We start from the raw sequence: 20,741 nt of genomic DNA, 5'->3' as shown, positions 1-20,741 counted from the left end.
TGGATCACCCCCACCCATGCGCGCCCGGAACCCCCTCTACGTCATGGCCAAGCCGCCGCCGGAGGTGCAGGCGCAGATCGCCGCGCTGCCGCGCAACGATCCCGGGCGCGGCCCCGACCTCCTCCATGTCACGCTCATCTCGCTCTACGACCTGCATTATGCGCCGCCCGAATGGCTGCCCGCGACCATCGCCGCGCTGGGCAGCTTCGTCGCACCGCCCTTTCCGCTCCGCTTCGACCGGATCGAGAACCGCAAGGCGGTGACGCTGCGCACGCGCGAGCCGCTGGCCGAGGCGCGGGCGTTCCAGAAGGCGCTGGTGACCCATCTGCTCGCCGCCAAGGCGCCGATAATGGACGGCACCACCCCCGAACCGCATATCACGATCAACTATCGCGGCGACCGGCTGAACGCGCAAAAGATGCCGCCGATCGGCTGGACGGTCGACGAGGTCGTCCTGACCGAAAGCATCGTCGGCAAGACCACCCATGTCGAGCACGGCCGCTGGCCGCTCCGCGGCAGCGCCGCCTGAGGGACGGTTGCCGACGGATCGGGAGTGCAGAGGACGGTCCTTATCATCGTCACCCCGGACTTGATCCGGGGTCCAGCTCAGCAACGGTGATAAGCTGGACCCCGGATCAAGTCCGGGGTGACGAGAAAGGACAGAAAAGACTCAGAAGCGCGCCGGGGCCTTTGCCCCCGACATTGCCAACCCCCACCCCCGCAGCCTATCCTCCCCCGCATGTCGCACGCCTCGAACATCGTCCATTGTTCCGGCCCGCACGATCCGCACGCGCTCGACGGCATTTCGCGGCGCCACCGCACCGGCGACCTCGACGTCATCTGCCCGGTCTGCGCGGGGTACGGCCAGTGGAACAGCCAGATCGACCTCGTCAGCCAGCGTTCGATCCGCGTGCCCTGCCCCAAATGCGACGGGCGCGGCTGGATCGAGACCGGGGCCGACATGGTCCCCTCGCACGACATCGCCCTGTCGCCCGACGGCCGGTCGATGTGGGTGGTGCGGCTCGACCCGTCCGACGATATCGAGTGACCGGTGCAGGAGCCCGATCGCGACCAAATGACCAAATCGGCGAATTCCTCTTCCTGAACTTGCCTTTTGGGTTCATCTTGCCGGATATCGACTACGAAGCCACCTGCCCTGCGCTTGTCGAAGCCGGTCCTGAGCGTCTGTTTTGCAGACTATCGAAGGGCGCCGCTCCTGCTTTTGACGCCGCAAGCAAGACGCTGCTTAGAGTGTTTTCAAGTCAGGTGGAATCACCTGACGACTCGGAAAACACGGTAAAACAAGAATCTAGAGTGCCGGTTTTGATTCCATCAAAACCGAACGCACTCCAGATGGGCTCAGGACGAACGGATCGGGTCAATCCTTCGCCTTTTTCGCCACCGGCGTTTCGATCGGCGGCTGGCCCTTCCGGCTCGCGGCATAGGCTTCGACCCCCTTCAGCACACGCAGCATGTTGCCGCTCGCGATCTTTTCGAGCTCGGCTTGCGTATAGCCGCGCCGCGCGAGTTCGGTGAACAGCGCCGGATAGCCCGCGACATCCTCCATCCCCACCGGCGCCGAATCCATACCGTCATAATCGCCGCCGAGCCCGATATGGTCGACGCCGATCGCCGCCTTGATATGGTCGATATGGTCGGCGACCTTCGCGATCTGCGTCCTGGGCACCGGATGCGCCGCATCCCACGCCTGCAGCGCCGCCGCGGCGCCCTTGGGATTGCCGAGATATTGTCCGTCGAGCCGCGCTTTTTCGGCGGCGCGGTCGAGCTCGCGCGCGCGCACTGCGGGGTCGAGGAAGCCGGGCAGGAAGACGATCATCACGATGCCGCCGTTCGCCTTGACCAGCGGCAGCACGTCGTCGGGGACGTTGCGCGGATGGTCGTTGACCCCGCGCGCGCCCGAATGGCTGAACATCACCGGCGCCTTCGACGCCGCGAGCGCGTCCTTCATCGTCGCCGGGCTCGTGTGGCTCAAATCGACGATCATCCCGATGCGGTTCATCTCGGCGACCACCTGACGGCCGAAATCGGTGAGCCCGTCATGCTCGGGCGCGTCGGTCGCGCTGTCGCCCCACGGCGTGTTCCGCCCGTGCGTCAGCGTCATGTAGCGCGCGCCGAGGGCGTACATCTGGCGCAGCACGGCGAGCGACGAGCCGATCGACTGCCCGCCCTCCATTCCCAGCATCCCGGCGACCTTGCCCGCCTTCATCGCCTTTTCGAGCTCGGCCGCATTGGCCGCGAGCATCATGTCCTGCGGATAGCGCGCGATCAGCCGCTTCGCGACGTCGATCTGCTCGATCGTCTGCCGCACCGCCTCGTCCTCGTCGTCGTTCGAAGGGACGTAGACCGACCAGAATTGCGCCCCGACATGCCCCTTGCGCAGCCGGGTGAGGTCGGTGTGCATCGCGATCCGCGGCGGATCGCGGTCGGGCTCGGCGGTGTCGGTCGTGTCGACGAAGTCGAAGCCATTGATGACATTGCCGAGCCGCCCGCGCAGCGCCCAGGGCACGTCGTTGTGCCCGTCGAACACCGGCGCGCGCTTGAGCGCGGCTTCGGCAACCGCCTCGGGCGACTGCTGCGCGGCGGCGGGGGTGGAGACAAGGGCGAGTGCGGCGAGGCCGGCGAGCAGGACGGTCTTTGTCATGGCGCGACCTTAAAGAAGATAAGCCGGAAATCGACCCCGTATATTTGGCACCAACCCCCAAGCTGAAGGCAAGGGCGGCGCTTCGAACCGGTCCAACTTGACGCTCACGTCAATCGCGCGCAGCATCGCGCCATGACCGCCTTCGACGACTGGCGCGCCCGTTCGCCCTATTATGACGAAACCCACGAAGCGCTGGCGCAGAGCGTCCGCCGCTTCGTCGTGCGCGAGATCGCGCCGCATATCGATCGCTGGGAGGCCGAAGGCGAGCTGCCGCGCGAGCTGCACAAAAAGGCCGCCGAAGCCGGCATCCTCGGCCTGCGCTATCCCGAACAATATGGCGGGCACAGCGAGGGCTTCGACAATTTCCACAGCCTCGTCGTCACCGAGGAACTCGCCGCGGTCGGCGCGGGGGGCCTCGGCGCGTCGCTGATGACGCACGGCATCGGCCTGCCGCCGATCCTCGCATTGGGCTCCGAGGAACTGAAGCAACGCGTCGCGCCGCCGGTGCTCGCGGGCGAAAGGATCATCGCGCTCGGCATCACCGAGGCGGGCGGCGGCAGCGACGTCGCCAACCTCAAGACGACCGCGGTGAGGGATGGCGACCATTATGTCGTGAACGGCGGCAAGATGTTCATCACCAGCGGCATGCGCGCCGACTGGCTGACCTGTGCGGTGCGTACCGGCGGGCCGGGCGCCGCGGGCATCTCGCTGCTGCTCATCGACATGGCGTCGCCCGGCGTCGAGCGGACGCGGCTCGACAAGATGGGCTGGCGCTGCAGCGACACCGCCGCGATCCACTTCGGCGACGTCCGCGTCCCCGCCACTAACCTCATCGGTCCCGAAAATGGCGGCTTCATCGGCATCATGCGCAATTTCAACAGCGAGCGGCTCGGCATGGCGATGGGCTGCTGCGCCTACGCCCGCGTCGCGATGGCCGAGGCGGCCGAATGGGCGCAGAACCGCGAAACCTTTGGGCGTCCGCTCGTCGGCCACCAGTCGATCCGCATCAAGCTCGCCGACATGGAGCGCCAGATCGAGGCGACCCAGGCGTGGGTCGACCTCGCCGCCTGGCAGGTGAAGGAGCACAAGGCCCGCCCCGCCGATTTCGCGATGCTGAAGGTACAGGCGACCCGTATGCTCGAATCGGTGGCCCGCGAAGCTGCGCAAATCCTCGGCGGCGCGTCCTATATCACGGGCAGCAAGGTCGAGCGCATCTACCGCGAGGTCCGCGTCAACGCGATCGGCGGCGGCAGCGAGGAAATCATGCTCGACCTCGCGGGACGGCAATTGTTCGGGGGGCGATGAGCGGTGCGACTCGGCCCAGCCCTGCGCGTCCTTGCGATGACCATTTTGTCCTTGTGCATGTCGGCATGCGCTCGGCCTGACCGGACGCCGCCTATCGATCGGGAAAAGCTGAAAATTTCGTTGGAGCGCACCGGCTGTTTCGGATCGTGCCCAGCGTATCTTGTCAGCATTGACGGGCATGGCAACGTCGTTTTTCAGAGCCGCGATCTGGACGATGGCGCTCCTGCAATCGACCAAATCGTCGACTTCGACAGGGGCATATTGTTTCCCGGACGTCACATCGACAAAATATCCGAAAAGGCGGTCGACGATCTGGTCGCACAGATCCGCAAGGCCCGATTTTTCGAACTCAAGGATGCCTATAACTACCCTGTCACCGACAACCCGACCTATTTCGTGACGATCGATACCGGCAATGGCAAGAAAACAATCGAGGATTATGTCGGCGAAAAGGCAGGGATGCCGACGTCGATCAAGGCGTTGGAAGACGCGATAGACAGGGCCGCAGGCACCGAACGTTGGGTTCGCGGAACCAAGTCGCTCCTGCCGTGGCTCGACAAGCAGGGCTTTGACTATCGCTCCGATCTGGCAAGTGCCGTTGCCGTATTCGGAGCACGTCGCGATGCCGAGGATGGCATGCTGACCGGCATGATTGATCGCGGACTGCCCTTGGACAAGGCGTTTCGTTATGGCGACCGCGACGACGGCATCGTCGGCGCGGAGCTTACCCATCAAGCGTTGGAGAGAGGCCGACCGGAAACGCTGGCACGGCTTGCCAAAATCGGGTGGCTTGAGCAGTTGGGCAGCGCGGAAGCCGGCCAAATTTTCGCCGACGGCGCCGCGGGCTGCTCACCGGCTCTTGTCGATATGGCCGCCCGGCTCAAAATCCCGCTCGACCTGCCGGGAACCGTGAAGCGACCCGATCCCGCGCCCGATCCATATCTGGCAAGCCTGAATGAGGATTTTGAGGAAAGCGGCCGAACCGCGCTCGCCGCGCTCTCGGACAGCTATGCCTGCGACTATGACGAAGACCGACGCGTCGAAACCGCCCGTCACTTGTTGCGCCACGGAGCCAATCCGAACCGCCCTGACACAAGAGGTGAAACCGCAATATTCGGAGTCGAGAATATCACGCTGCTCGATTTGCTTTACGCCAACAAAGCGGACGGAACGGTAAAAAACCGAAAGGGCCGCAGCGCGGTATTCAGTTCGTGGGCCGATGAAATCGTGCTCCGTCATTTGCAACATGGTGCAAGCGCCGCCGGCCGCGACGAGGATGGGAAGAGTTTGCGCGAATTGACGAAAGAACGGCGGATGCCGAAGGTCGCCCGATGGCTCGATGACCATGGCCAGTGAAACGCGCTGATTCGGGAGACAGTCTCAATGGACGAAATGACACGCAGCTGGCCCACCGAGGCCGAGACCCTCCTCGACGATCTCGTCGACCTTCGCCGCGCCATTCACCGCGAACCCGAACTCGGGCTACAGAACCCCAAGACGCTCGCGAAGATCAAGGAGGCGCTCGCCGGGCTGCCGCTCGAATTTCGCGAAGGGCCGTCGACCACCGGGCTGATCGCGATCCTGCGCGGGCCTGCCAACGGGCGCACCGTGCTGCTGCGCGGCGATATGGACGCGCTGCCGCTGGTCGAGGATACGGGGCTCGACTTCACCTCCGAAACCAGCGGCGCGATGCACGCCTGCGGGCACGACACCCATGTCGCGATGCTCGTCGGCGCGGCGAAGCTGCTGTGCGCGGCGCGCGACCGGCTGGCGGGCACGGTGATGTTCATGTTCCAGCCCGGCGAGGAGGGGCATCACGGCGCGCGCTTCATGCTGCAGGACGGGCTGATCGACCCGCTCCCCGACGCCGCCTTCGCGCTCCACATCATGCCCAACGCTCCACACGGCGTCTTCGCGGGACGCGCAGGGCCGCTGCTCGCCTCGTCGGATGTGCTGTCGATCACGGTCAAGGGCGCAGGCGGCCATGCCTCAATGCCGCAGGATGCGATCGATCCGATCCCCGTCGCCTGCGCGATCGTCACCGCGATCCAGACGATGGTGACGCGCCGCATCTCGGTCTTCGATCCCGCCGTCATCACCATCGCCAAGATCGCGGCGGGAACGACGAACAACATCATTCCCGAAACCGCCGAGATGCTCGGCACGATCCGCACCCTGTCGCCGCACCGCCGCGCGATGGTGGCGCAGGAGCTGAGGCGCCTCGCCCCCGCGATCGCCGAAGCGCACGGCTGCACCGCCGAGGTGCATATAGAGGAAGGCTTCCCCGTCACCATCTGCGACAGCCGCGCCGTCGCCTTCGGCCAATCGGTCGTCGAAGAAACCTTCGGCGAGGCCGCCTGGCTGACGATGGACAATCCGGTGATGGGCGCCGAGGATTTCTCCTACGTCCTCGAAAAGGTCCCCGGCGCGATGTTCTGGCTCGGCGCGAGCGAGGCGGGCAGCGACTGGCGCGCCTGCTGCGGCCTCCACTCGAACCGCATGGTCCTCGACGAAAGCGTCATGGCCCGCGGCGCGGCGCTGCACGCGGCGCTGGCGGAACGGTTCTTGAACGAGGGGTTTGCGTAGATACAATCTCACGCAAAGGCGCGAAGGCGCAAAGAAGACTACCAATTGCGCGCGTCCCGTGCCGCTGCAGGCTGCCTCCCGACTGGCGCTACGCGCGACAGGCAGGCGACATCGGTTTCAGGCCAACTCTTTGCGTCTTTGCGCGAAACAAATCCCTACACCAGCCTCAAGGCACCAGCACCGTATCGACCGCCTCCGCCGCCAGCTCGGGATAGTCGAGCGTATAGTGCAGCCCGCGACTTTCCTTGCGGTGGAGTGCGCTCTTGACGATCAGTTCGGCGCATTGGAGCAGGTTGCGCAGCTCGATCAGGTCGGTCGTGACGCGGAAATGGCCGTAATATTCGCCGACTTCGCCCGACAGCATGTTGATGCGATGTTGCGCGCGCTCGAGCCGCTTGGTGGTGCGGACGATGCCGACATAGTTCCACATGAAGCGGCGGATTTCGGTCCAGTTCTGCTTGATGACGACCTCTTCGTCCGAATCGGTGACGCGGCTTTCGTCCCACGGCCGGATCGCCGGCGGCGCGCCCAGCTCGTCCCAGTGGCGGGCGATATGCTTCGCCGCCGCCTCGCCGAAGACGAAGCATTCGAGCAGCGAGTTGGACGCGAGGCGGTTTGCGCCGTGCAGCCCGCTTTCGGTCACCTCGCCCGCGGCATAGAGCCCGGGAAGGTCGGTGCGCCCGTCGAGGTCGATCAGCACCCCGCCGCAGGTATAATGCTGGGCCGGCACCACCGGGATCGGCTGCTTCGTCATGTCGATGCCGAGCGTCAGCAGCTTTTCGTAGATGTTGGGGAAGTGCCCGGCGACGAAATCGGGGTCCTTGTCGCTGATGTCGAGGTGGACGTAATCGAGCCCGAAACGCTTGATCTGATCGTCGTTGGCGCGCGCGACGATGTCGCGCGGCGCGAGTTCGGCGCGCGGGTCGTAGTCGGGCATGTAGCGATGCCCGGTGACCGGATGCTTCAAGATACCGCCCTCGCCGCGCACCGCCTCGGTGATCAGGAAATTCTTGACCTCCAGATTGTAGAGGCAGGTCGGGTGGAACTGCATCATCTCCATGTTGGAGACGCGGCAGCCCGCGCGCCACGCCATCGCGATGCCATCGCCGGTCGCGCCCCTGGGGGCGGTCGAGAATTGATAGACGCGCCCCGCCCCGCCGCTCGCGAGGATCGTCGCGCGCCCGACATGCGCGTGGACCTTCCCCGTCGCCTCGTCGAGCGCATAGACGCCCCAGACGCGCCCCGACCCCGAATAGCGTTCCTCGTGCCGGCCGGTGATCAGGTCGATGCACGCCTGCCCCGGCAGCAGGGTGATGTTCGGATGCGCCTCGGCGGTCCGGAGCAGCGCCGCCTGCACCGCCCAGCCGGTGGCGTCGTCGACATGGACGATGCGGCGGTGCGAATGCCCGCCCTCGCGCGTCAGGTGGAGCGCGCCCTCCTCCTTGTTGAAGGCGACCCCCATCTCGATCAGCCGCTCGATCGCGTGCGGGGCGTTCTCGACCACGAACTCGACCGTCTCGCGCCGGTTGAGTCCCGCCCCCGCGACCATCGTGTCCTCGATATGATTCTCGAACGTGTCGCCCGCATCGAGCACCGCCGCGATCCCGCCCTGCGCCCAGGCGGTCGACCCCCCGGTCAGCTCGCCCTTCGCGAGCACGAGCACGCGGCAATGATCGGCGAGCGCGATCGCGGCGGTGAGGCCGGCCGCGCCGGAGCCGACGATGATGACGTCGTGGGAGGTTGTCTCTGTCATCCCGGTGGTCCTGTTTTCTTAAGGGGGCGAACGACTATGCCTCCGAAGCGCGCCTCATCGGCGCGACAGGCAATACCGTCGATAAAGCAAGTCTGCGACATATAGGGGCTGCCGTCCGCATAGCTTGCCGTGAGGTTTTCGATCAGATTCGGGGCACCGGGCGAAGCATTGTGATATTTTATCGCCCGACCTGCTTCATCGGCAATTCGCTGATAGCAATCGCCGCACACATAGTCCGGATAACGGGGGGCTTCCCTTACCGAAGCTCCGCAGATCGGACAGGCTTGCAATGCAGCTTCAGTCATTCGCCGCCCGCGTCAAATTCAGGAACACATCCTCCAGATCGGCCTCGCGGGTCGAGACGTCGACGATGCCGTGCCCCATCGCGTTCACCGCCGCGAGCACTTCACCCGCGTTCACCCGGTCCTTGTTGTAGCTGATCGCAAGGCCCCGCTCGCCCTCGCGCTCGACCTTGTCGAAGGCGGGATGCGACGGCAGCACGGTGACGTCGGCGTCGAGCGTCACCAGCACCACCTTCTCGCGCGCCATGTCGACCAGCTCGCGGGTCGGCTTGTTCGCGATCAGCCTGCCATGGTTGATGATCGCGATGCGGTCGCACAGCTCCTCGGCCTCTTCGAGATAATGCGTCGTCAGCACCACGGTGACGCCGCGATCGTTGAGCGACTGCACATATTCCCAAAGCTGCTGGCGAAGCTCGATGTCGACCCCCGCGGTCGGCTCGTCGAGGACGATGATCGGCGGCGAATGCACCATCGCCTTGGCGACGAGCAGGCGGCGCTTCATCCCCCCCGACAAGGTACGGGCATAGGCATCGCGCTTGTCGGCAAGATGCACCGCGGCGAGCAGGTCGTCCGAAATGCGCCGATCCCTGGGCACGCCATAGAGCCCGGCCTGATTCTCCAGCGTCTCGAAGGGCGTGAAAAAGGGATCGAAGACGATTTCCTGCGGCACGATGCCGATCGAATATTTGGCGTTGCGCGGGTCGGCGTCGATGTCGAAGCCCCAGATGCTCGCCGATCCGCTCGTCTTGTTGACCAGTCCCGCGAGGATGTTGATCAGCGTCGACTTGCCCGCGCCGTTCGGTCCCAGGAGCCCGAAAATCTCCCCGCGCGGCACGTCGAAGCTGACCTCGTCGAGCGCCTGCTTGCCGCCGGCGTAGATTTTGGAAACGGCGTCGATGCGGATGGCGGCTTCGGTCATGGCGGCTTCCATAGCGATGCCGGGGCGGGGGCGAAAGAGGCACGTCGCGGGGCCGCCGCCGCACAGCCGATTGCCGAGCCGCGAGACGCTTGCTATGGGCGCGGTCGATGACCCAGCCCGCACCCGAAACGATCCGCACGCCCAAGACCCGCATCGCCTGCGACGGCACCGGCGACGGCCTCGCCAACGCCGCGCTCGGCCATCCGCGCGTCTGGCTCGAGATCGACCCCGAGGACGGCTTCGTCGACTGCGGCTATTGCGACCGGCGCTTCATCCTCGTCGGCGGGATCGCCGACAAAAGCTGAGACTCGGTGGGATCGCCGACAAAGGTTGAGCATCGGCGAGTGTCGCCGACCCAAAGGTAAAGCCGCTCTTTACCAAACTCCTGCATCATCGGCTCATGTCCGGCTGGCATAGGCCTGTGCCAGACAGGAGCAGAATCGTGGGGATTCGAGAGACCAGCCGCCGCGGCGCGATGATGCGCCGCCTCATCGCCATTGCGGCCGCCACCGGCGCGCTCGCCGCGCCCGCGCAGGCGGCCGAGCAGAGCGGCACCGCGACCGCGGCGGTCGTCCGTCCGAACACGCTCGTCAAAACCGACGATCTCGACTTCGGCACGCTGATCAGCGGCGCCGCCGGCACGGTGACGATCGACCCGGTCACCGGCGCGCGCGCGACCAGCGGCGGCGTCACCCCCGTCGGCGGCGGCGCGCAGCGCGCGATATTCCAGGGGACCGGCGGCTGGCTGCTGCTGATCGTCAGCGGCAGCAATTCGGTGACGCTGACCCGCGCCGGCGGCGGCCCGTCGATGACCGCGACGCTGACCCGCGCCGTATCGACGAGCGGCGGCGGCATCACCTTGCTCGGCCCGGGCGCGACTTTGTTCCCGAGCGGGGTGCAGACCTATTATATCGGCGGCACGCTCACCGTACCGCCGAACCAGCCCACGGGCGATTACAGCGGCAGCTTCACGCTGACGGTCAACTATCTGTAGGGGCGGTTTTCGCCGCCATCATATCCGACGTGATCCCCGGCGAAAGCCGGGGTCAAGAGTGTCACCATGCAGCGCCGGCTCTCCAACGCCCTGGGCCCCGGCTTTCGCCGGGGATCACCAAGCACTGTCATCCACCGGAACGCACCCTTTCCATCCTCGTCATCCCGGACTTGATCCGGGAATGACGAAGGGGGGCAGGGTCCACTCTCCATCCAAAAGCGCTCCCCGGCATTATCCGCCAATCTCCCGCCGCAGCGATGCCCTTTGCGCGCGCCGCCCCGCATGCCTATATCCACCGCATGACAAGCCCCACCGATCCCCGCCGCTTCCTCTATCGCGCGGACGCGCTCGACCCCGATCTCGCGCAGAGCCTTGCGCGCGAGGCGCTCGCCAAGGCCGACGACGGTGAACTCTACCTGCAGTATCGCGCAACCGAGAGTTTCGGATTCGACGACGGGCGGCTCAAGACCGCCGACTATTCGACCGACGCGGGCTTCGGCCTGCGCGCCGTGTCGGGCGAGATGACGGGTTTCGCGCATGCGAGCGACATCAGCGCCGGCGCGATCCGCCGCGCCGCCGAGACGCTGGCGCTGCTCGACCCCGCGAAGCAGGCGCCCGCCGCCCCCCCGCCGCGCACCAACCGCCACCTCTATGACGAGGCGAACCCGCTCGACCTCATCCCCTTCGCGAAGAAGGTCGCGCTCTGTCAGCAGGTCGACGCCGCCGCGCGCGCGCGCGACCCGCGCGTCGCGCAGGTGTCGGTGACGCTGGCGGGAAGCTGGTCGGTGGTCGAGATCGTCCGCGCCGACGGTTTCCTCGCGACCGACGTGCGCCCGCTCGTCCGCCTCAACGTGTCGATCGTGGTCGAGGAGAATGGCCGGCGCGAAAGCGGCTATTTCGGCCTCGGCGGCCGCTATATGTACGACCATCTCTTCGAGGAAGCGCAGTGGAACCGCGCGATCGACGAGGCGCTGACGCAGGCGCTGGTCAACCTGCGCGCGGTCGACGCCCCCGCGGGCGAGTTCACCGTGCTGCTCGGCCCCGGCTGGCCCGGCGTGCTGCTCCACGAAGCGGTCGGCCACGGGCTCGAGGGCGATTTCAACCGCAAGGGCACCAGTGCCTTTTCGGGGCGAATCGGCGAACGCGTCGCGGCGCCGGGCGTCACCGTGATCGACGACGGCAGCATCGCCAGCCCGGTGGGCGGCGGGCGCCGCGGCTCGCTCAGCATCGACGACGAGGGCACCCCGACGCAGGAGAATATCCTGATCGAGGACGGCATCCTCAAGGGCTATATGCAGGACCGGCTCAACGCCCGGCTGATGGGCGTCGCGCCGACCGGCAACGGCCGCCGCGAGAGCTTCGCCCACGCGCCGATGCCGCGGATGACCAACACCTTCATGCGCGGCGGCAACGACGATCCCGCCGAGCTGCTCGGCCGCGTCCGGAACGGCATCTTCGCCAAGAGCTTCGGCGGCGGGCAGGTCGACATCGTCTCGGGCAAGTTCGTCTTCTCCTGCACCGAAGCCTACAAGATCGAGAACGGCAAGCTCGGCACACCGATCAAGGGCGCCACCCTGATCGGCGACGGCCCGAGCGTGCTCACCAAGGTCACCGGCATCGGGGACGACATGGCGCTCGACGAGGGCATCGGCGTCTGCGGCAAGGGCGGCCAGAGCGTCCCCGCCGGCGTCGGCCAGCCGACCCTGCTGGTCAGCGGGCTGACCGTGGGCGGCACGGCCTAGCCGATGAGCGACGGGTGAGAGCGGGGCGGCCGGCCGCCGCGTTCGGCATGAGGGAGCGAAAGGGGGGAAATGGCTGGGAACGACGGGGTCGATGCGCGGAAGCGGCGGGGGCTCGCCGCACGGCTGGGCGTCTCGGCGCTCAACATTCTCGGTCCTGGCCTGGGCCTGCTCCGCATCGGCGAACGCCGGATGGCGTGGATCGCGCTGGCATGCGCCTTCGCAATGCCCCTCCTTCTGGCGATCTGGTACCGGTTCGGCCCGCCGCTGAGCTTCGGCGCCTTCGCCGCGATCCTGATCATCGCGCTCGCCTACTGGCTCGTGGTCGGCCTGGGATCGATCATCGCGACCTTTCGCCGCGCGCGCGCCATCGCCGATCCGTTGCCCGCTGCCTCGCGCTGGTACGTCCTCGCGGTGATCGCCGTCGCGCTGTTCGTCTGGTCACAATGGCTGGTGGACGATGCGCGGCGGCACTATCGCAATTTCAATATACCTTCCGAGTCCATGCGGCCTACCCTGCTCCCCGGCGACAGGTTCGTCGCCCGGATCGGTGCCTCCGGCACGATCCGCCGCGGCGACATGCTGATAGTCGAAAAGGGCAAGACGGAGTTCGTCAAGCGGGTGATCGCGCTGCCCGGAGAAACCGTATCGCTGGCCCGCGGGGTGGTGCGTATCGACGGCAGGCCGCTCGCCGTCCGCAGCGAAGGGGCCACGCCCTCCGGATGCCGCATGTCCGGCAATGGCGCCGTGCTGCGCGAATATCCGCGCGCCGGCTCGTCGGGCTATCTGACGCTCGACTGCGGTGATTTCGCCCAGGACGATTTCGCCCCCATCCGGATTCCGCCCGGCCATTATTTCCTGCTCGGCGACAATCGCGACCTATCCGCCGATAGCCGGTTCGGCGATGCCGGGTTCGGCCTTGGCCTTGTGCCGCAGCGCGCCATCGTCGGCCGACCGTTGTTCCTGTTCTGGAGTGGCGACCGCAGCCGGATTGGCGAAACCCTTCGCTGACCCGCCCTGTGACCCGCCTCACTTGGCGCGCGCGTCGCGCCAGCGTATAGGCGCTTGAACGACAAGAACAGATTCGGGCCGCATCGTCCGCCGGGGGTTCTCCCGGCTATGGGAGGACATTTATGCGTTCGATTCTGCACCTGCTTTCCGTCACCGCTCTCGCCACTGCGCTCGCCGCCGTTCCCGGCTCGGCACAAAAAACGACCGGCCCCAAGGAACGCTATGAAATGGATGTCGCGACCATGTCGGGCTTCGCCGCGATGGGCGGCGGCAAGGGTGGCATGAGCGGGGCGATGAGCATGATGTTCGGGGGCGGCCCCGACAAGGCGGTCGCGCACCAGCTCCTGCTCCGCCTCGGCTCCGACCAAGCGCCCGGCGCGCCGCCGCCAAAGGGCGACCATTATTTCGAGCCGCAGGCCCGGCTCGGCAAATCGGTGCCGCTGATCAGTCCCGAGCGCCGCGAGGGAAGCTATACGACGGAATTCGAGCGCCCGAAGGGCCGCCTGCTCCTCTATTGGGGCTGCGGCGCGAAGGCGGGACCGGGGCAACCGGTCGTCATCGACTTCGCCAAGGTCGCGGCGGGGCAGGTGCCGCCCGGCCTCTTCTCGACCGCCGTGCCGGTGGCCCGCGAGGTGTCGGCCGCGAACAGCCGCTCCTACATGGACTGGCCGAACGGCAAGGGCGGCAAGCCGCCGTCGAAAGACAGTTCACTGCTCGGCGCGCATCGCGTCGCGAGCAATGTCGGCTCCGACATCAACTTCACCCTCGCGCAGGATTATATGGACCCGCTCCAGGCCTCGACCGCGGCGCAGGGCGACGGGTCGGTGATGATCCGCTGGAACCCGGTCCAGAACGCGACCGGTTATGTCGCCTGGACGATCGGGGGCATGGACCGCGGCGGCAGCGGCGACATGGTGTGGTGGACGAGCAGCGCGTCGCGCGAGTTCGGCGGCGGCCTCTGGGACTGGCTGCCGCCCGTGACCGTCGCGAAGCTGATCCCGCAAAAGATCGTGATGCCGCCGAGCCAGACGAGCTGCCAGATTCCGGCCGAGGTCAAGAAGGCCTCGGGCGAGATGATGATCGGCAATCTCAACGCCTTCGGGCCCGAGGCGAACTTCGCCTACCCGCCCAAGCCCGCGGGCAAGGTCGCGTGGAATATCGACTGGACCGCGAAGGTGCGCTTCCGCTCGCACACGATGCTGATGGTCGGTGCCGATTTCGGCGGCATGGGCGCGATGGGCGGCGGCGAGGGCAGCGCGCCTGCCGAAAAGCCCAAGAAAAAGAAGTGCAAGGGCCCGCTCGGCATCCCGCTCCCCGATGGGGCGTGCTGAGGGGGCTCACGACCCGCTCGTCTGCGGAACAGTTGCACCCCCTCCTCTTCAGAGGAGGGGCTTTACGTGCATTCCGTCACCACGAAATCAGTCAGCGACCGTTCACGCGCTTCCTGCTATGACCGGTTTCAGGGTGAGACCTGAATGAACTGGAGTCGAACCATGCGTCCGCTGATTGCCACCATCCTCTCCGCCGCGATCCTCGCGGCTGCGCCCGCTGCCGCCAAGGAAAAGCCGACGGGCGAGGAAAAGCTCGCCAAGATCCTCGAAGGCCGCGTCGCCGGCGAGCCGCAGGACTGCATCACCCTGTCGTCCGCGACCAGCTCGCAGGTCGTCGACGACACCGCGATCGTCTATCGCATCGGCAGCACCCTCTGGGTCAATCGCCCACGCGGCGGCGCCGAATCGCTCGACGGCGACGACAATATCCTCGTCACCAAATTGACCGGCACGCGGCTGTGTTCGATCGACACGATCGAACTCCACGACCGCAACAGCCATATGTATGCGGGCTTCGTCTCGCTCGGCGAATTCGTCCCCTATCGCAAGATCGACACGGCCGCGAAATAATCCGTGACCGGGGAGCAGACCGAAGCGGCCGCGCCGCCCGCCGACTGGGCGGCGCGCCTCCTCGCCTTCTGGTTCGACGGCCGCGGCATGGACGACTGGTATGGCGGCGGCCCCGATTTCGACGCCGCGGTGCGCGATCTCGCCGCCGACTGGCGCGAAGCGCTGCGCGCGCTGCCCCCCGAAGCCTTCCTGACCGATCCCGACACCGCGCTCGCCGCGGCGATCCTGTTCGACCAGGTGCCGCGCAACATATATCGCGGCAGCGCCGAGGCCTTCGCGACCGACAGCCTCGCCCGCGCGATCGCGCGCGGCATCGTCGAAACGGGCTGGGACCGGGACTGGCCCGACGAACGCCGCCAGTTCGCCTATCTTCCCCTCCAGCACAGCGAGGACAGGGACGACCAGCGCGAATCGCTGCGCCTGTTCCACCAGCTCGCGGACCCCGCCTTTCACGATTATGCGCAGAAGCATTTCGACATGATCGACCGCTTCGGCCGCTTCCCGCATCGCAACGCCGCGCTCGGCCGCGCGACGCGCCCCGAAGAGGAAGCCGCGATCGCCGAGGGCAGCCGGTGGTGAAGGCGAGCCGGGTCGATATCGTCACCGTCGCGGGGCTCGGCTTCTTGCTGATGCCGCTGCTGACGATGTGGCACGAGGTCGGCGGCCACGCCGCCGCCTGCGCGCTGCAGGGCGGCCGGGTGACCGAGATCGGCGCCTTTTATGCCGATTGCGACGGGCTCGCCGGCCTGCAGCGCCGGATCGTCGCGCTCGCCGGGGTCGGGGTGAACACGCTGCTCGCGCTCGCCGCCCATGCGCTGTGGCGCCGAGCGCGCGGCGATTTCGCGCGGCTGCTGCTCTGGCTGATCTGGGTCAGCGAGGGCTTCGTCGCGGCGGGCTATTTCCTCTTCTCGGGCGCGAGCGGGGTCGGCGATCTCGGCCCCGGCGTCGACGGCGGCATCGGCCCGCTCGCCTATCCCGCCCTGTGGCGGATCGGCGAATTCCTGCTCGGCCTCTGCGCCTATATCTGGCTCGTCCGCGCCGCGATCCGCAGCCTTACCGCGATGCTGGGCGATTCGCCGGCGACCGGGCCGACCCGCCGCGCCATCGCGCACGTCTATTATCTCGTCGCCGGCGTCGCCGCGGTGCTCACCGGGCTGCTCAACCCGGTCGGCCTCTTCATCACGCTGATGTCGGCCGCCGCCTCGTCCTTCGGCGGGCTCGCCGGCTTCATCTCGATCGGCTTCGCGGTGCCCGGGGGCACGGCCGAGACCGGTTTCGCGGTCGAGCGAAGCTGGCCGCTGTTCGCCGCGGGCGTCGTCGTCGCGCTCGCCTTCGCGCTGATCCTCGGCCCCTCGATCCGTTTCGGCGCGTGACAAGCCCGCCCGCGGCCCGCTAGATCGCCTCATGGCCGAATTCACCGACGCGCTGACCGACAAACATGTCGCCTTCATCGAGCGCCAGCCGATGTTCTTCGTCGCGACCGCGGCAGCGGACGGGCGGATCAACCTATCGCCCAAGGGCTATGCCGGCAGCTTCCGCATCCTGTCCGAATCGCGGGTCGCCTGGCTCGACCTCGGCGGATCGGGCAACGAGACCCATGCGCATCTCGCCGCTGACGGCCGCATCACGCTGATGTTCTGCGCCTTCGACCGCCCGGCGTGGATTTTGCGCATCTATGGCCGTGGGCGCCCGGTGCTGCCGCAGGACGCCGACTGGGATGCCGTCGCGGCGCCCTTCACTCTGCTGCCCGGCACGCGCCAGATCTTCGTCATCGACGTCGAGAGCGTCCAGACGAGCTGCGGCTGGGGCGTGCCGATGATGGAATTGCAGCACGAGCGCGACACGCTGCAGAAATATCATCGCCAGGCCGACCCCGCCGAGTGGCTGGAGAAATTCGAGAATCGCACCAAAAGCATCGACGGCCTGCCGACGCGCGCCACCGACCGCTATATCGCGGGCGACGCCTGATGCCGCTGGTCGAACTCGTCCGCCTGCCGAATGGCGTCGAGGCCGAGCTGCTGCGCGGGCGGCTCGAATCGGCGGGCGTCCCCGCGGTCTGTTTCGACGCGGGCATGAACATCGCCGACAGCGTCGGGCTGATGATCCCGGTGCGCGTCATGGTGCTCGACGAGGATCTCGCCGAAGCGCAGGCGTTGATGGAAGAGTTCGGCGTGGGTTGAATATCCCTCGTCATTGCGAGGAGCGGAGCGACGAAGCAATCCAGGCTTGCGTAAACCGCTCTGGATTGCTTCGCTTCCGCTCGCAATGACGGGCATGTGAGGCAACCCAAATCCCTCCCGCTCGTCCTTTACACTGGAATAGCCGAAGGACAGCCCTTTCTCCCCATGATCAAGGTCGCCTCCTACAATATGCGCAAGGGCATCGGACTCGACCGCCGCCGCGATCCCGCGCGGGTGCTGTCGGTCCTGCGCGAGCTCGATGCCGACGTCGTCGCCCTGCAGGAGGCCGACCGCCGCTTCGGAACGCGCGCAAGCGCGATCCCGCCGCACATGTTCGAGGAGCATAGCGACTATGTGCCGGTCGATCTGCTCGATGGCCGCCCCTATGCGATCGGCTGGCACGGCAACGCGCTGCTCGTCCGCAAGGGGATCGACGTCGAGGAAAGCCACGCGCTGCACCTGCCGACGCTCGAACCGCGCGGCGCGGTCGCGGCGACGCTCCGCATCGGCGGCGCGCGGCTGCGCGTCGTCGGCATGCACCTCGATATTTCGGGGCTGCGCCGCCGTCAGCAGGCGCGCGCCATCCTGAACCACGTCTCCGGGGGCGAGGCGCTGCCGACGATCCTGATGGGCGACTGCAACGAATGGCGCAATCGCGGCGGCTGCCTCGCCGATTTCGGCGAGCACCACCGGCTCGTCGACACCGGCCACAGCTTCCACAGCCGCCGCCCGGTCGCGAAGCTCGACCGCATCTTCGCCTCGCCCGACCTTCAGGCGGTCGAGGCCGGCGTACACCAGAGCGCGCTCGCGGCGCGGGCGTCGGACCATCTGCCGATCTGGGCGCGGTTCGAGAGCGTGGGCCAAGACGGACGCCGGGGAGCATCGTTCGTTACTCACGCGTCACCCCGGACTTGATCCGGTGACGCTCAGCAACCTCGACTAGCGGGACCCCGGATCAAGTCCGGGGTGACGAAGCGGCTTTAGCGCTGCCCAAAATTTAGGCACAACCGCGCTGCCGCTGCCCATTCCGCGAATGTTTCGAACATCGCAGTCCGCAAAACCATCAGAAAATATCGCCTTTTCCCGCCCCAGCGCAATCTGGCACGGCTGTTGCACCGCAACATGGTGCCATTAGCAAAAGGGGGCATCATGAAGCTGATCCTGGCTATCATCAAACCGTTCAAGCTCGACGAGGTGCGCGAAGCGCTGACCGGGCTGGGCATCGCCGGCATGACTGTGACCGAGGTCAAGGGCTTCGGCCGGCAAAAGGGACAGACCGAAATCTACCGCGGCGCCGAATATGCGACCAACATGGTGCCGAAGGTGAAGATCGAACTCGTCTGCGACGACGCGCTCACGCCGCGGGTCGTCGAAACACTCCAGCAAAGCGCCGGGACCGGGTCGATCGGCGACGGCAAGATCTTCGTTCTCGACGTGGGTCAGGCCGTGCGCATCCGCACCGGCGAGACCGGCGAGGCGGCTCTCTAATGAAGGGGGAAAATATGACGTTCGCAAACAAGATGGCGGCGAGCGCCGGGGCCGCCGGGCTCGCGCTGTTCGCCGCGCTGCCCGCCTGGGCGCAGGAAGCCGCCGCCGAAGCCGCGCCGGTGGTCGACAAGGGCGACACCGCCTGGATGATGACCGCGACCGTGCTCGTCCTCGCGATGATCCTGCCCGGCCTCGCGCTTTTCTACGGCGGCCTCACCCGCACCAAGAACATGCTGTCGACGATGACGCAGATCGGCGCCGCGGCGTGCCTCGCGATGATCGTCTGGGTCTGTTACGGCTATGGCCTCGCCTTCGGGCCCGAGGGCAATGCCGTCATCGCCTGGGGCAAGTTCTTCCTGTCGGGCGTCACCCCCGACAGCCTCGCTGACACCTTCTCCGACGGCTTCAAGCTGCCCGAATATGTGTTCATCAGCTTCCAGATGACCTTCGCCGCGATCACCCTCGCGCTGGTCCTCGGCGCGACGGTCGAACGCATGAAGTTCGCCGCGGTGATGGTCTTCGGCCTCGTCTGGCTGACGATCGTCTATTTCCCGATCGCGCACATGGTGTGGGCGGCGGGCGGCTTCCTGTTCAAGGGCGGCATGTTCGGCAGTTCGCTGCCGGCGGCGCTCGATTTCGCGGGCGGCACCGTGGTGCACATCAACGCGGGCGTCTCGGCGCTCGTCGCCGCGATCATCCTCGGCAAGCGCATCGGCTATCAGAAGGAAATCATGGCGCCGCACGCGCTGACGCTGACGATGGTCGGCACCGGGCTCCTGTGGGTGGGCTGGTTCGGCTTCAACGCCGGCTCGGCGCTCGAGGCCAATGGCTCGGCGGCGCTCGCGATGATCAACACTTTCGTCGCCACCGCTTCGGCGGGCCTCGCCTGGATGCTCGCCGAAAAGGTCGGCGGCCACAAGCCCTCGGCGCTCGGCTTCTGCTCGGGCATCATCGCGGGGCTGGTCGCCGTCACCCCCGCGGCGGGCAATTCGGGGCCGTTCGGCGCCATCCTGCTCGGCGCGGTCGCCTCGGTCGTCTGCTTCTACATGGTCACCGTGCTCAAGCCGAAGCTCGGCTATGACGACTCGCTCGACGCCTTCGGCATCCACGGCATCGGCGGCATCGTCGGCGCGATCGGCACCGGCATCGTCTATGCGCCGAGCCTCGGCGGCCCCGGCGGCGAGGATTTCGCGATGGGCCCACAGGTCATGACGCAAATCGTCGCGGTTCTGGTCGCCATCGTCTGGGCCGCCGTCGGCACCGCCATCGCCATCTACGCCGCCAAGGCGCTCACCGGGCTGCGCGTCTCGGCAGAGGTCGAACGCGAAGGCCTCGACCTCGGCGAGCATGGCGAGCGGGCCTATAATTACTGACGAGACAGGACACCCGCCGCCGGCTCTCCTCTTGCAAGGGCGGCGGGGTCCACCGGGGTTCCTCCTGCGAACCACTGAAAGGCCGGGACCGACCAGTCCCGGCCTCTTTTTGCGCATTTTGTGCACGCCGCCGCCTGCACAAAAACCGGGCAGCACTGCCCCCAATTTAGGCCTTTCCAAGGTGACATTAATGTGGCATTCATTGGGTCAACAGTTTCAGGAGGGGAGAGCCTGAAAGGCTGGGCCGGGACGCAAGTCCCGGCCCTCTTTTTTTGTCCGCGCCGCGGTGCGCGGGCGGAATCCCCGGAAATCCGTGCCTTTCCTTGAGGATAGCGCGCCACCGAATCACCGCGGCGCCGAATCGAATCGCCCCTTCCGGCGACGCAGAAAATTCCGTCCGCCGGGGAACCTTTGCCTCTTCCAGCGCGTTTCATGGACCTACTGGATCGAAAGAAAAGGTAGAATTTGGTTCGCGTCTTCGGACGCAACCTAGGGAAGCCCCGCCGCAGAAATGCGACGGGGCTTACT

The 20,741-nt window shown here is 66.8% G+C and carries 22 protein-coding genes; 18 read left to right on the top strand and 4 right to left on the bottom strand.

Features of this window, described 5'->3' with window-relative positions; all coding sequences use genetic code 11:
* Positions 1 to 16: 16 nt before the first annotated feature.
* Both ACOTSS_RS18870 and ACOTSS_RS18865 read left to right on the top strand, forming a co-directional pair.
* The gene (locus ACOTSS_RS18870) at positions 17 to 529 is read left to right on the top strand and encodes a 2'-5' RNA ligase family protein (protein WP_448689489.1); all 513 of its coding nucleotides are present in this window, start codon (positions 17 to 19) and stop codon (positions 527 to 529) included.
* Positions 530 to 739: 210 nt separating this feature from the next.
* Entirely contained in the window at positions 740 to 1,048 is a 309-nt protein-coding gene (locus ACOTSS_RS18865; RefSeq protein WP_448689488.1) for a hypothetical protein, read from the top strand.
* Positions 1,049 to 1,378: 330 nt separating this feature from the next.
* On the opposite strand, the gene ACOTSS_RS18860 is transcribed toward ACOTSS_RS18865, so the two are convergent.
* Positions 1,379 to 2,662, bottom strand: a complete 1,284-nt coding sequence (locus ACOTSS_RS18860; protein ID WP_448689487.1) for a dipeptidase — start codon at positions 2,660 to 2,662, stop codon at positions 1,379 to 1,381.
* A gap of 132 nt (positions 2,663 to 2,794) precedes the next feature.
* Here ACOTSS_RS18860 and ACOTSS_RS18855 point away from each other — a divergent pair, with 132 nt between their 5' ends.
* The 3 genes from ACOTSS_RS18855 to ACOTSS_RS18845 are packed head-to-tail and all read left to right on the top strand — an operon-like array spanning position 2,795 to position 6,553.
* Positions 2,795 to 3,967 carry an acyl-CoA dehydrogenase family protein gene (locus ACOTSS_RS18855; protein ID WP_448689486.1) on the top strand — a complete coding sequence of 391 codons (1,173 nt, stop codon included), beginning with the start codon at positions 2,795 to 2,797 and terminating at the stop codon, positions 3,965 to 3,967.
* A 36-nt stretch (positions 3,968 to 4,003) separates the two neighbouring features.
* Complete coding sequence (locus ACOTSS_RS18850) at positions 4,004 to 5,323, top strand: DUF6438 domain-containing protein (protein WP_448689485.1); 1,320 nt, start codon at positions 4,004 to 4,006, stop codon at positions 5,321 to 5,323.
* A 27-nt stretch (positions 5,324 to 5,350) separates the two neighbouring features.
* Positions 5,351 to 6,553, top strand: a complete 1,203-nt coding sequence (locus ACOTSS_RS18845) for a M20 metallopeptidase family protein (protein ID WP_448689484.1) — start codon at positions 5,351 to 5,353, stop codon at positions 6,551 to 6,553.
* A gap of 166 nt (positions 6,554 to 6,719) precedes the next feature.
* On the opposite strand, the gene nadB is transcribed toward ACOTSS_RS18845, so the two are convergent.
* The 3 genes from nadB to ACOTSS_RS18830 are packed head-to-tail and all read right to left on the bottom strand — an operon-like array spanning position 6,720 to position 9,527.
* Positions 6,720 to 8,306 carry an L-aspartate oxidase gene (nadB, locus tag ACOTSS_RS18840; RefSeq protein ID WP_448689483.1) on the bottom strand — a complete coding sequence of 529 codons (1,587 nt, stop codon included), beginning with the start codon at positions 8,304 to 8,306 and terminating at the stop codon, positions 6,720 to 6,722.
* On the bottom strand, positions 8,303 to 8,611 hold the full coding sequence (locus ACOTSS_RS18835; protein WP_448689482.1) for a hypothetical protein: 309 nt from the start codon (positions 8,609 to 8,611) through the stop codon (positions 8,303 to 8,305). The genes nadB and ACOTSS_RS18835 overlap by 4 nt, the downstream gene beginning before the upstream one ends.
* The gene (locus tag ACOTSS_RS18830) at positions 8,604 to 9,527 is read right to left on the bottom strand and encodes an ABC transporter ATP-binding protein (RefSeq protein ID WP_448689481.1); all 924 of its coding nucleotides are present in this window, start codon (positions 9,525 to 9,527) and stop codon (positions 8,604 to 8,606) included. The genes ACOTSS_RS18835 and ACOTSS_RS18830 overlap by 8 nt, the downstream gene beginning before the upstream one ends.
* 107 nt (positions 9,528 to 9,634) lie before the next feature.
* Between ACOTSS_RS18830 and ACOTSS_RS18825 the strand changes: the two genes are divergently transcribed.
* From ACOTSS_RS18825 to ACOTSS_RS18765, 13 genes are all read left to right on the top strand, one after another.
* Entirely contained in the window at positions 9,635 to 9,832 is a 198-nt protein-coding gene (locus ACOTSS_RS18825) for a zinc-finger domain-containing protein (protein ID WP_448689480.1), read from the top strand.
* A 137-nt stretch (positions 9,833 to 9,969) separates the two neighbouring features.
* Positions 9,970 to 10,521: a DUF4402 domain-containing protein gene (locus ACOTSS_RS18820; RefSeq protein WP_448689479.1), complete on the top strand. Its 552-nt coding sequence runs from the start codon at positions 9,970 to 9,972 to the stop codon at positions 10,519 to 10,521.
* A 299-nt stretch (positions 10,522 to 10,820) separates the two neighbouring features.
* Positions 10,821 to 12,263, top strand: coding sequence for a metalloprotease TldD (tldD, locus tag ACOTSS_RS18815; protein WP_448689478.1), 1,443 nt, complete (start codon positions 10,821 to 10,823; stop codon positions 12,261 to 12,263).
* Between the two features lie 189 nt (positions 12,264 to 12,452).
* Positions 12,453 to 13,271 carry a signal peptidase I gene (lepB, locus tag ACOTSS_RS18810; RefSeq protein WP_448689477.1) on the top strand — a complete coding sequence of 273 codons (819 nt, stop codon included), beginning with the start codon at positions 12,453 to 12,455 and terminating at the stop codon, positions 13,269 to 13,271.
* A 122-nt stretch (positions 13,272 to 13,393) separates the two neighbouring features.
* A complete protein-coding gene (locus tag ACOTSS_RS18805) occupies positions 13,394 to 14,602 on the top strand; it encodes a hypothetical protein (RefSeq protein WP_448689476.1) in 1,209 nt (402 codons plus the stop codon).
* Between the two features lie 162 nt (positions 14,603 to 14,764).
* Positions 14,765 to 15,172: a hypothetical protein gene (locus ACOTSS_RS18800; protein ID WP_448689475.1), complete on the top strand. Its 408-nt coding sequence runs from the start codon at positions 14,765 to 14,767 to the stop codon at positions 15,170 to 15,172.
* A 3-nt stretch (positions 15,173 to 15,175) separates the two neighbouring features.
* Positions 15,176 to 15,751, top strand: a complete 576-nt coding sequence (locus ACOTSS_RS18795) for a DUF924 family protein (protein WP_448689474.1) — start codon at positions 15,176 to 15,178, stop codon at positions 15,749 to 15,751.
* Complete coding sequence (locus ACOTSS_RS18790) at positions 15,748 to 16,545, top strand: hypothetical protein (RefSeq protein WP_448689473.1); 798 nt, start codon at positions 15,748 to 15,750, stop codon at positions 16,543 to 16,545. The genes ACOTSS_RS18795 and ACOTSS_RS18790 overlap by 4 nt, the downstream gene beginning before the upstream one ends.
* A 31-nt stretch (positions 16,546 to 16,576) precedes the next feature.
* Positions 16,577 to 17,140, top strand: coding sequence for a pyridoxamine 5'-phosphate oxidase family protein (locus tag ACOTSS_RS18785; protein ID WP_448689472.1), 564 nt, complete (start codon positions 16,577 to 16,579; stop codon positions 17,138 to 17,140).
* Entirely contained in the window at positions 17,140 to 17,352 is a 213-nt protein-coding gene (locus tag ACOTSS_RS18780) for a putative signal transducing protein (RefSeq protein ID WP_448689471.1), read from the top strand. The genes ACOTSS_RS18785 and ACOTSS_RS18780 overlap by 1 nt, the downstream gene beginning before the upstream one ends.
* A gap of 165 nt (positions 17,353 to 17,517) precedes the next feature.
* Positions 17,518 to 18,267: an endonuclease/exonuclease/phosphatase family protein gene (locus ACOTSS_RS18775; RefSeq protein ID WP_448689470.1), complete on the top strand. Its 750-nt coding sequence runs from the start codon at positions 17,518 to 17,520 to the stop codon at positions 18,265 to 18,267.
* A gap of 234 nt (positions 18,268 to 18,501) precedes the next feature.
* On the top strand, positions 18,502 to 18,840 hold the full coding sequence (locus ACOTSS_RS18770; protein WP_095386758.1) for a P-II family nitrogen regulator: 339 nt from the start codon (positions 18,502 to 18,504) through the stop codon (positions 18,838 to 18,840).
* Positions 18,841 to 18,854: 14 nt separating this feature from the next.
* Positions 18,855 to 20,213, top strand: a complete 1,359-nt coding sequence (locus ACOTSS_RS18765; RefSeq protein WP_448689469.1) for an ammonium transporter — start codon at positions 18,855 to 18,857, stop codon at positions 20,211 to 20,213.
* Positions 20,214 to 20,741: the final 528 nt, after the last annotated feature.

Source organism: Sphingopyxis sp. NJF-3 (assembly GCF_053514865.1).
The sequence above is the reverse complement of the archived record's forward strand: the minus strand, read 5'-3'. Positions and strand labels throughout refer to the sequence as shown.

What these genes read in the sequence shown, in the direction of transcription:
- ACOTSS_RS18800 (WP_448689475.1), top strand. Translation starts at nt 14,765, where the DNA reads ATGCGTCCGCTGATTGCCACCATCCTCTCCGCCGCGATCCTCGCGGCT.
- ACOTSS_RS18865 (WP_448689488.1), top strand. Translation starts at nt 740, where the DNA reads ATGTCGCACGCCTCGAACATCGTCCATTGTTCCGGCCCGCACGATCCG.
- lepB (WP_448689477.1), top strand. Translation starts at nt 12,453, where the DNA reads ATGGCGTGGATCGCGCTGGCATGCGCCTTCGCAATGCCCCTCCTTCTG.
- ACOTSS_RS18780 (WP_448689471.1), top strand. Translation starts at nt 17,140, where the DNA reads ATGCCGCTGGTCGAACTCGTCCGCCTGCCGAATGGCGTCGAGGCCGAG.
- ACOTSS_RS18805 (WP_448689476.1), top strand. Translation starts at nt 13,394, where the DNA reads ATGCGTTCGATTCTGCACCTGCTTTCCGTCACCGCTCTCGCCACTGCG.
- ACOTSS_RS18855 (WP_448689486.1), top strand. Translation starts at nt 2,795, where the DNA reads ATGACCGCCTTCGACGACTGGCGCGCCCGTTCGCCCTATTATGACGAA.
- ACOTSS_RS18845 (WP_448689484.1), top strand. Translation starts at nt 5,351, where the DNA reads ATGGACGAAATGACACGCAGCTGGCCCACCGAGGCCGAGACCCTCCTC.
- ACOTSS_RS18835 (WP_448689482.1), bottom strand. Translation starts at nt 8,611, where the DNA reads ATGACTGAAGCTGCATTGCAAGCCTGTCCGATCTGCGGAGCTTCGGTA.
- ACOTSS_RS18830 (WP_448689481.1), bottom strand. Translation starts at nt 9,527, where the DNA reads ATGACCGAAGCCGCCATCCGCATCGACGCCGTTTCCAAAATCTACGCC.
- ACOTSS_RS18825 (WP_448689480.1), top strand. Translation starts at nt 9,635, where the DNA reads ATGACCCAGCCCGCACCCGAAACGATCCGCACGCCCAAGACCCGCATC.
- ACOTSS_RS18785 (WP_448689472.1), top strand. Translation starts at nt 16,577, where the DNA reads ATGGCCGAATTCACCGACGCGCTGACCGACAAACATGTCGCCTTCATC.
- ACOTSS_RS18765 (WP_448689469.1), top strand. Translation starts at nt 18,855, where the DNA reads ATGACGTTCGCAAACAAGATGGCGGCGAGCGCCGGGGCCGCCGGGCTC.
- ACOTSS_RS18850 (WP_448689485.1), top strand. Translation starts at nt 4,004, where the DNA reads ATGACCATTTTGTCCTTGTGCATGTCGGCATGCGCTCGGCCTGACCGG.
- nadB (WP_448689483.1), bottom strand. Translation starts at nt 8,306, where the DNA reads ATGACAGAGACAACCTCCCACGACGTCATCATCGTCGGCTCCGGCGCG.
- tldD (WP_448689478.1), top strand. Translation starts at nt 10,821, where the DNA reads ATGACAAGCCCCACCGATCCCCGCCGCTTCCTCTATCGCGCGGACGCG.
- ACOTSS_RS18775 (WP_448689470.1), top strand. Translation starts at nt 17,518, where the DNA reads ATGATCAAGGTCGCCTCCTACAATATGCGCAAGGGCATCGGACTCGAC.
- ACOTSS_RS18870 (WP_448689489.1), top strand. Translation starts at nt 17, where the DNA reads ATGCGCGCCCGGAACCCCCTCTACGTCATGGCCAAGCCGCCGCCGGAG.
- ACOTSS_RS18860 (WP_448689487.1), bottom strand. Translation starts at nt 2,662, where the DNA reads ATGACAAAGACCGTCCTGCTCGCCGGCCTCGCCGCACTCGCCCTTGTC.
- ACOTSS_RS18770 (WP_095386758.1), top strand. Translation starts at nt 18,502, where the DNA reads ATGAAGCTGATCCTGGCTATCATCAAACCGTTCAAGCTCGACGAGGTG.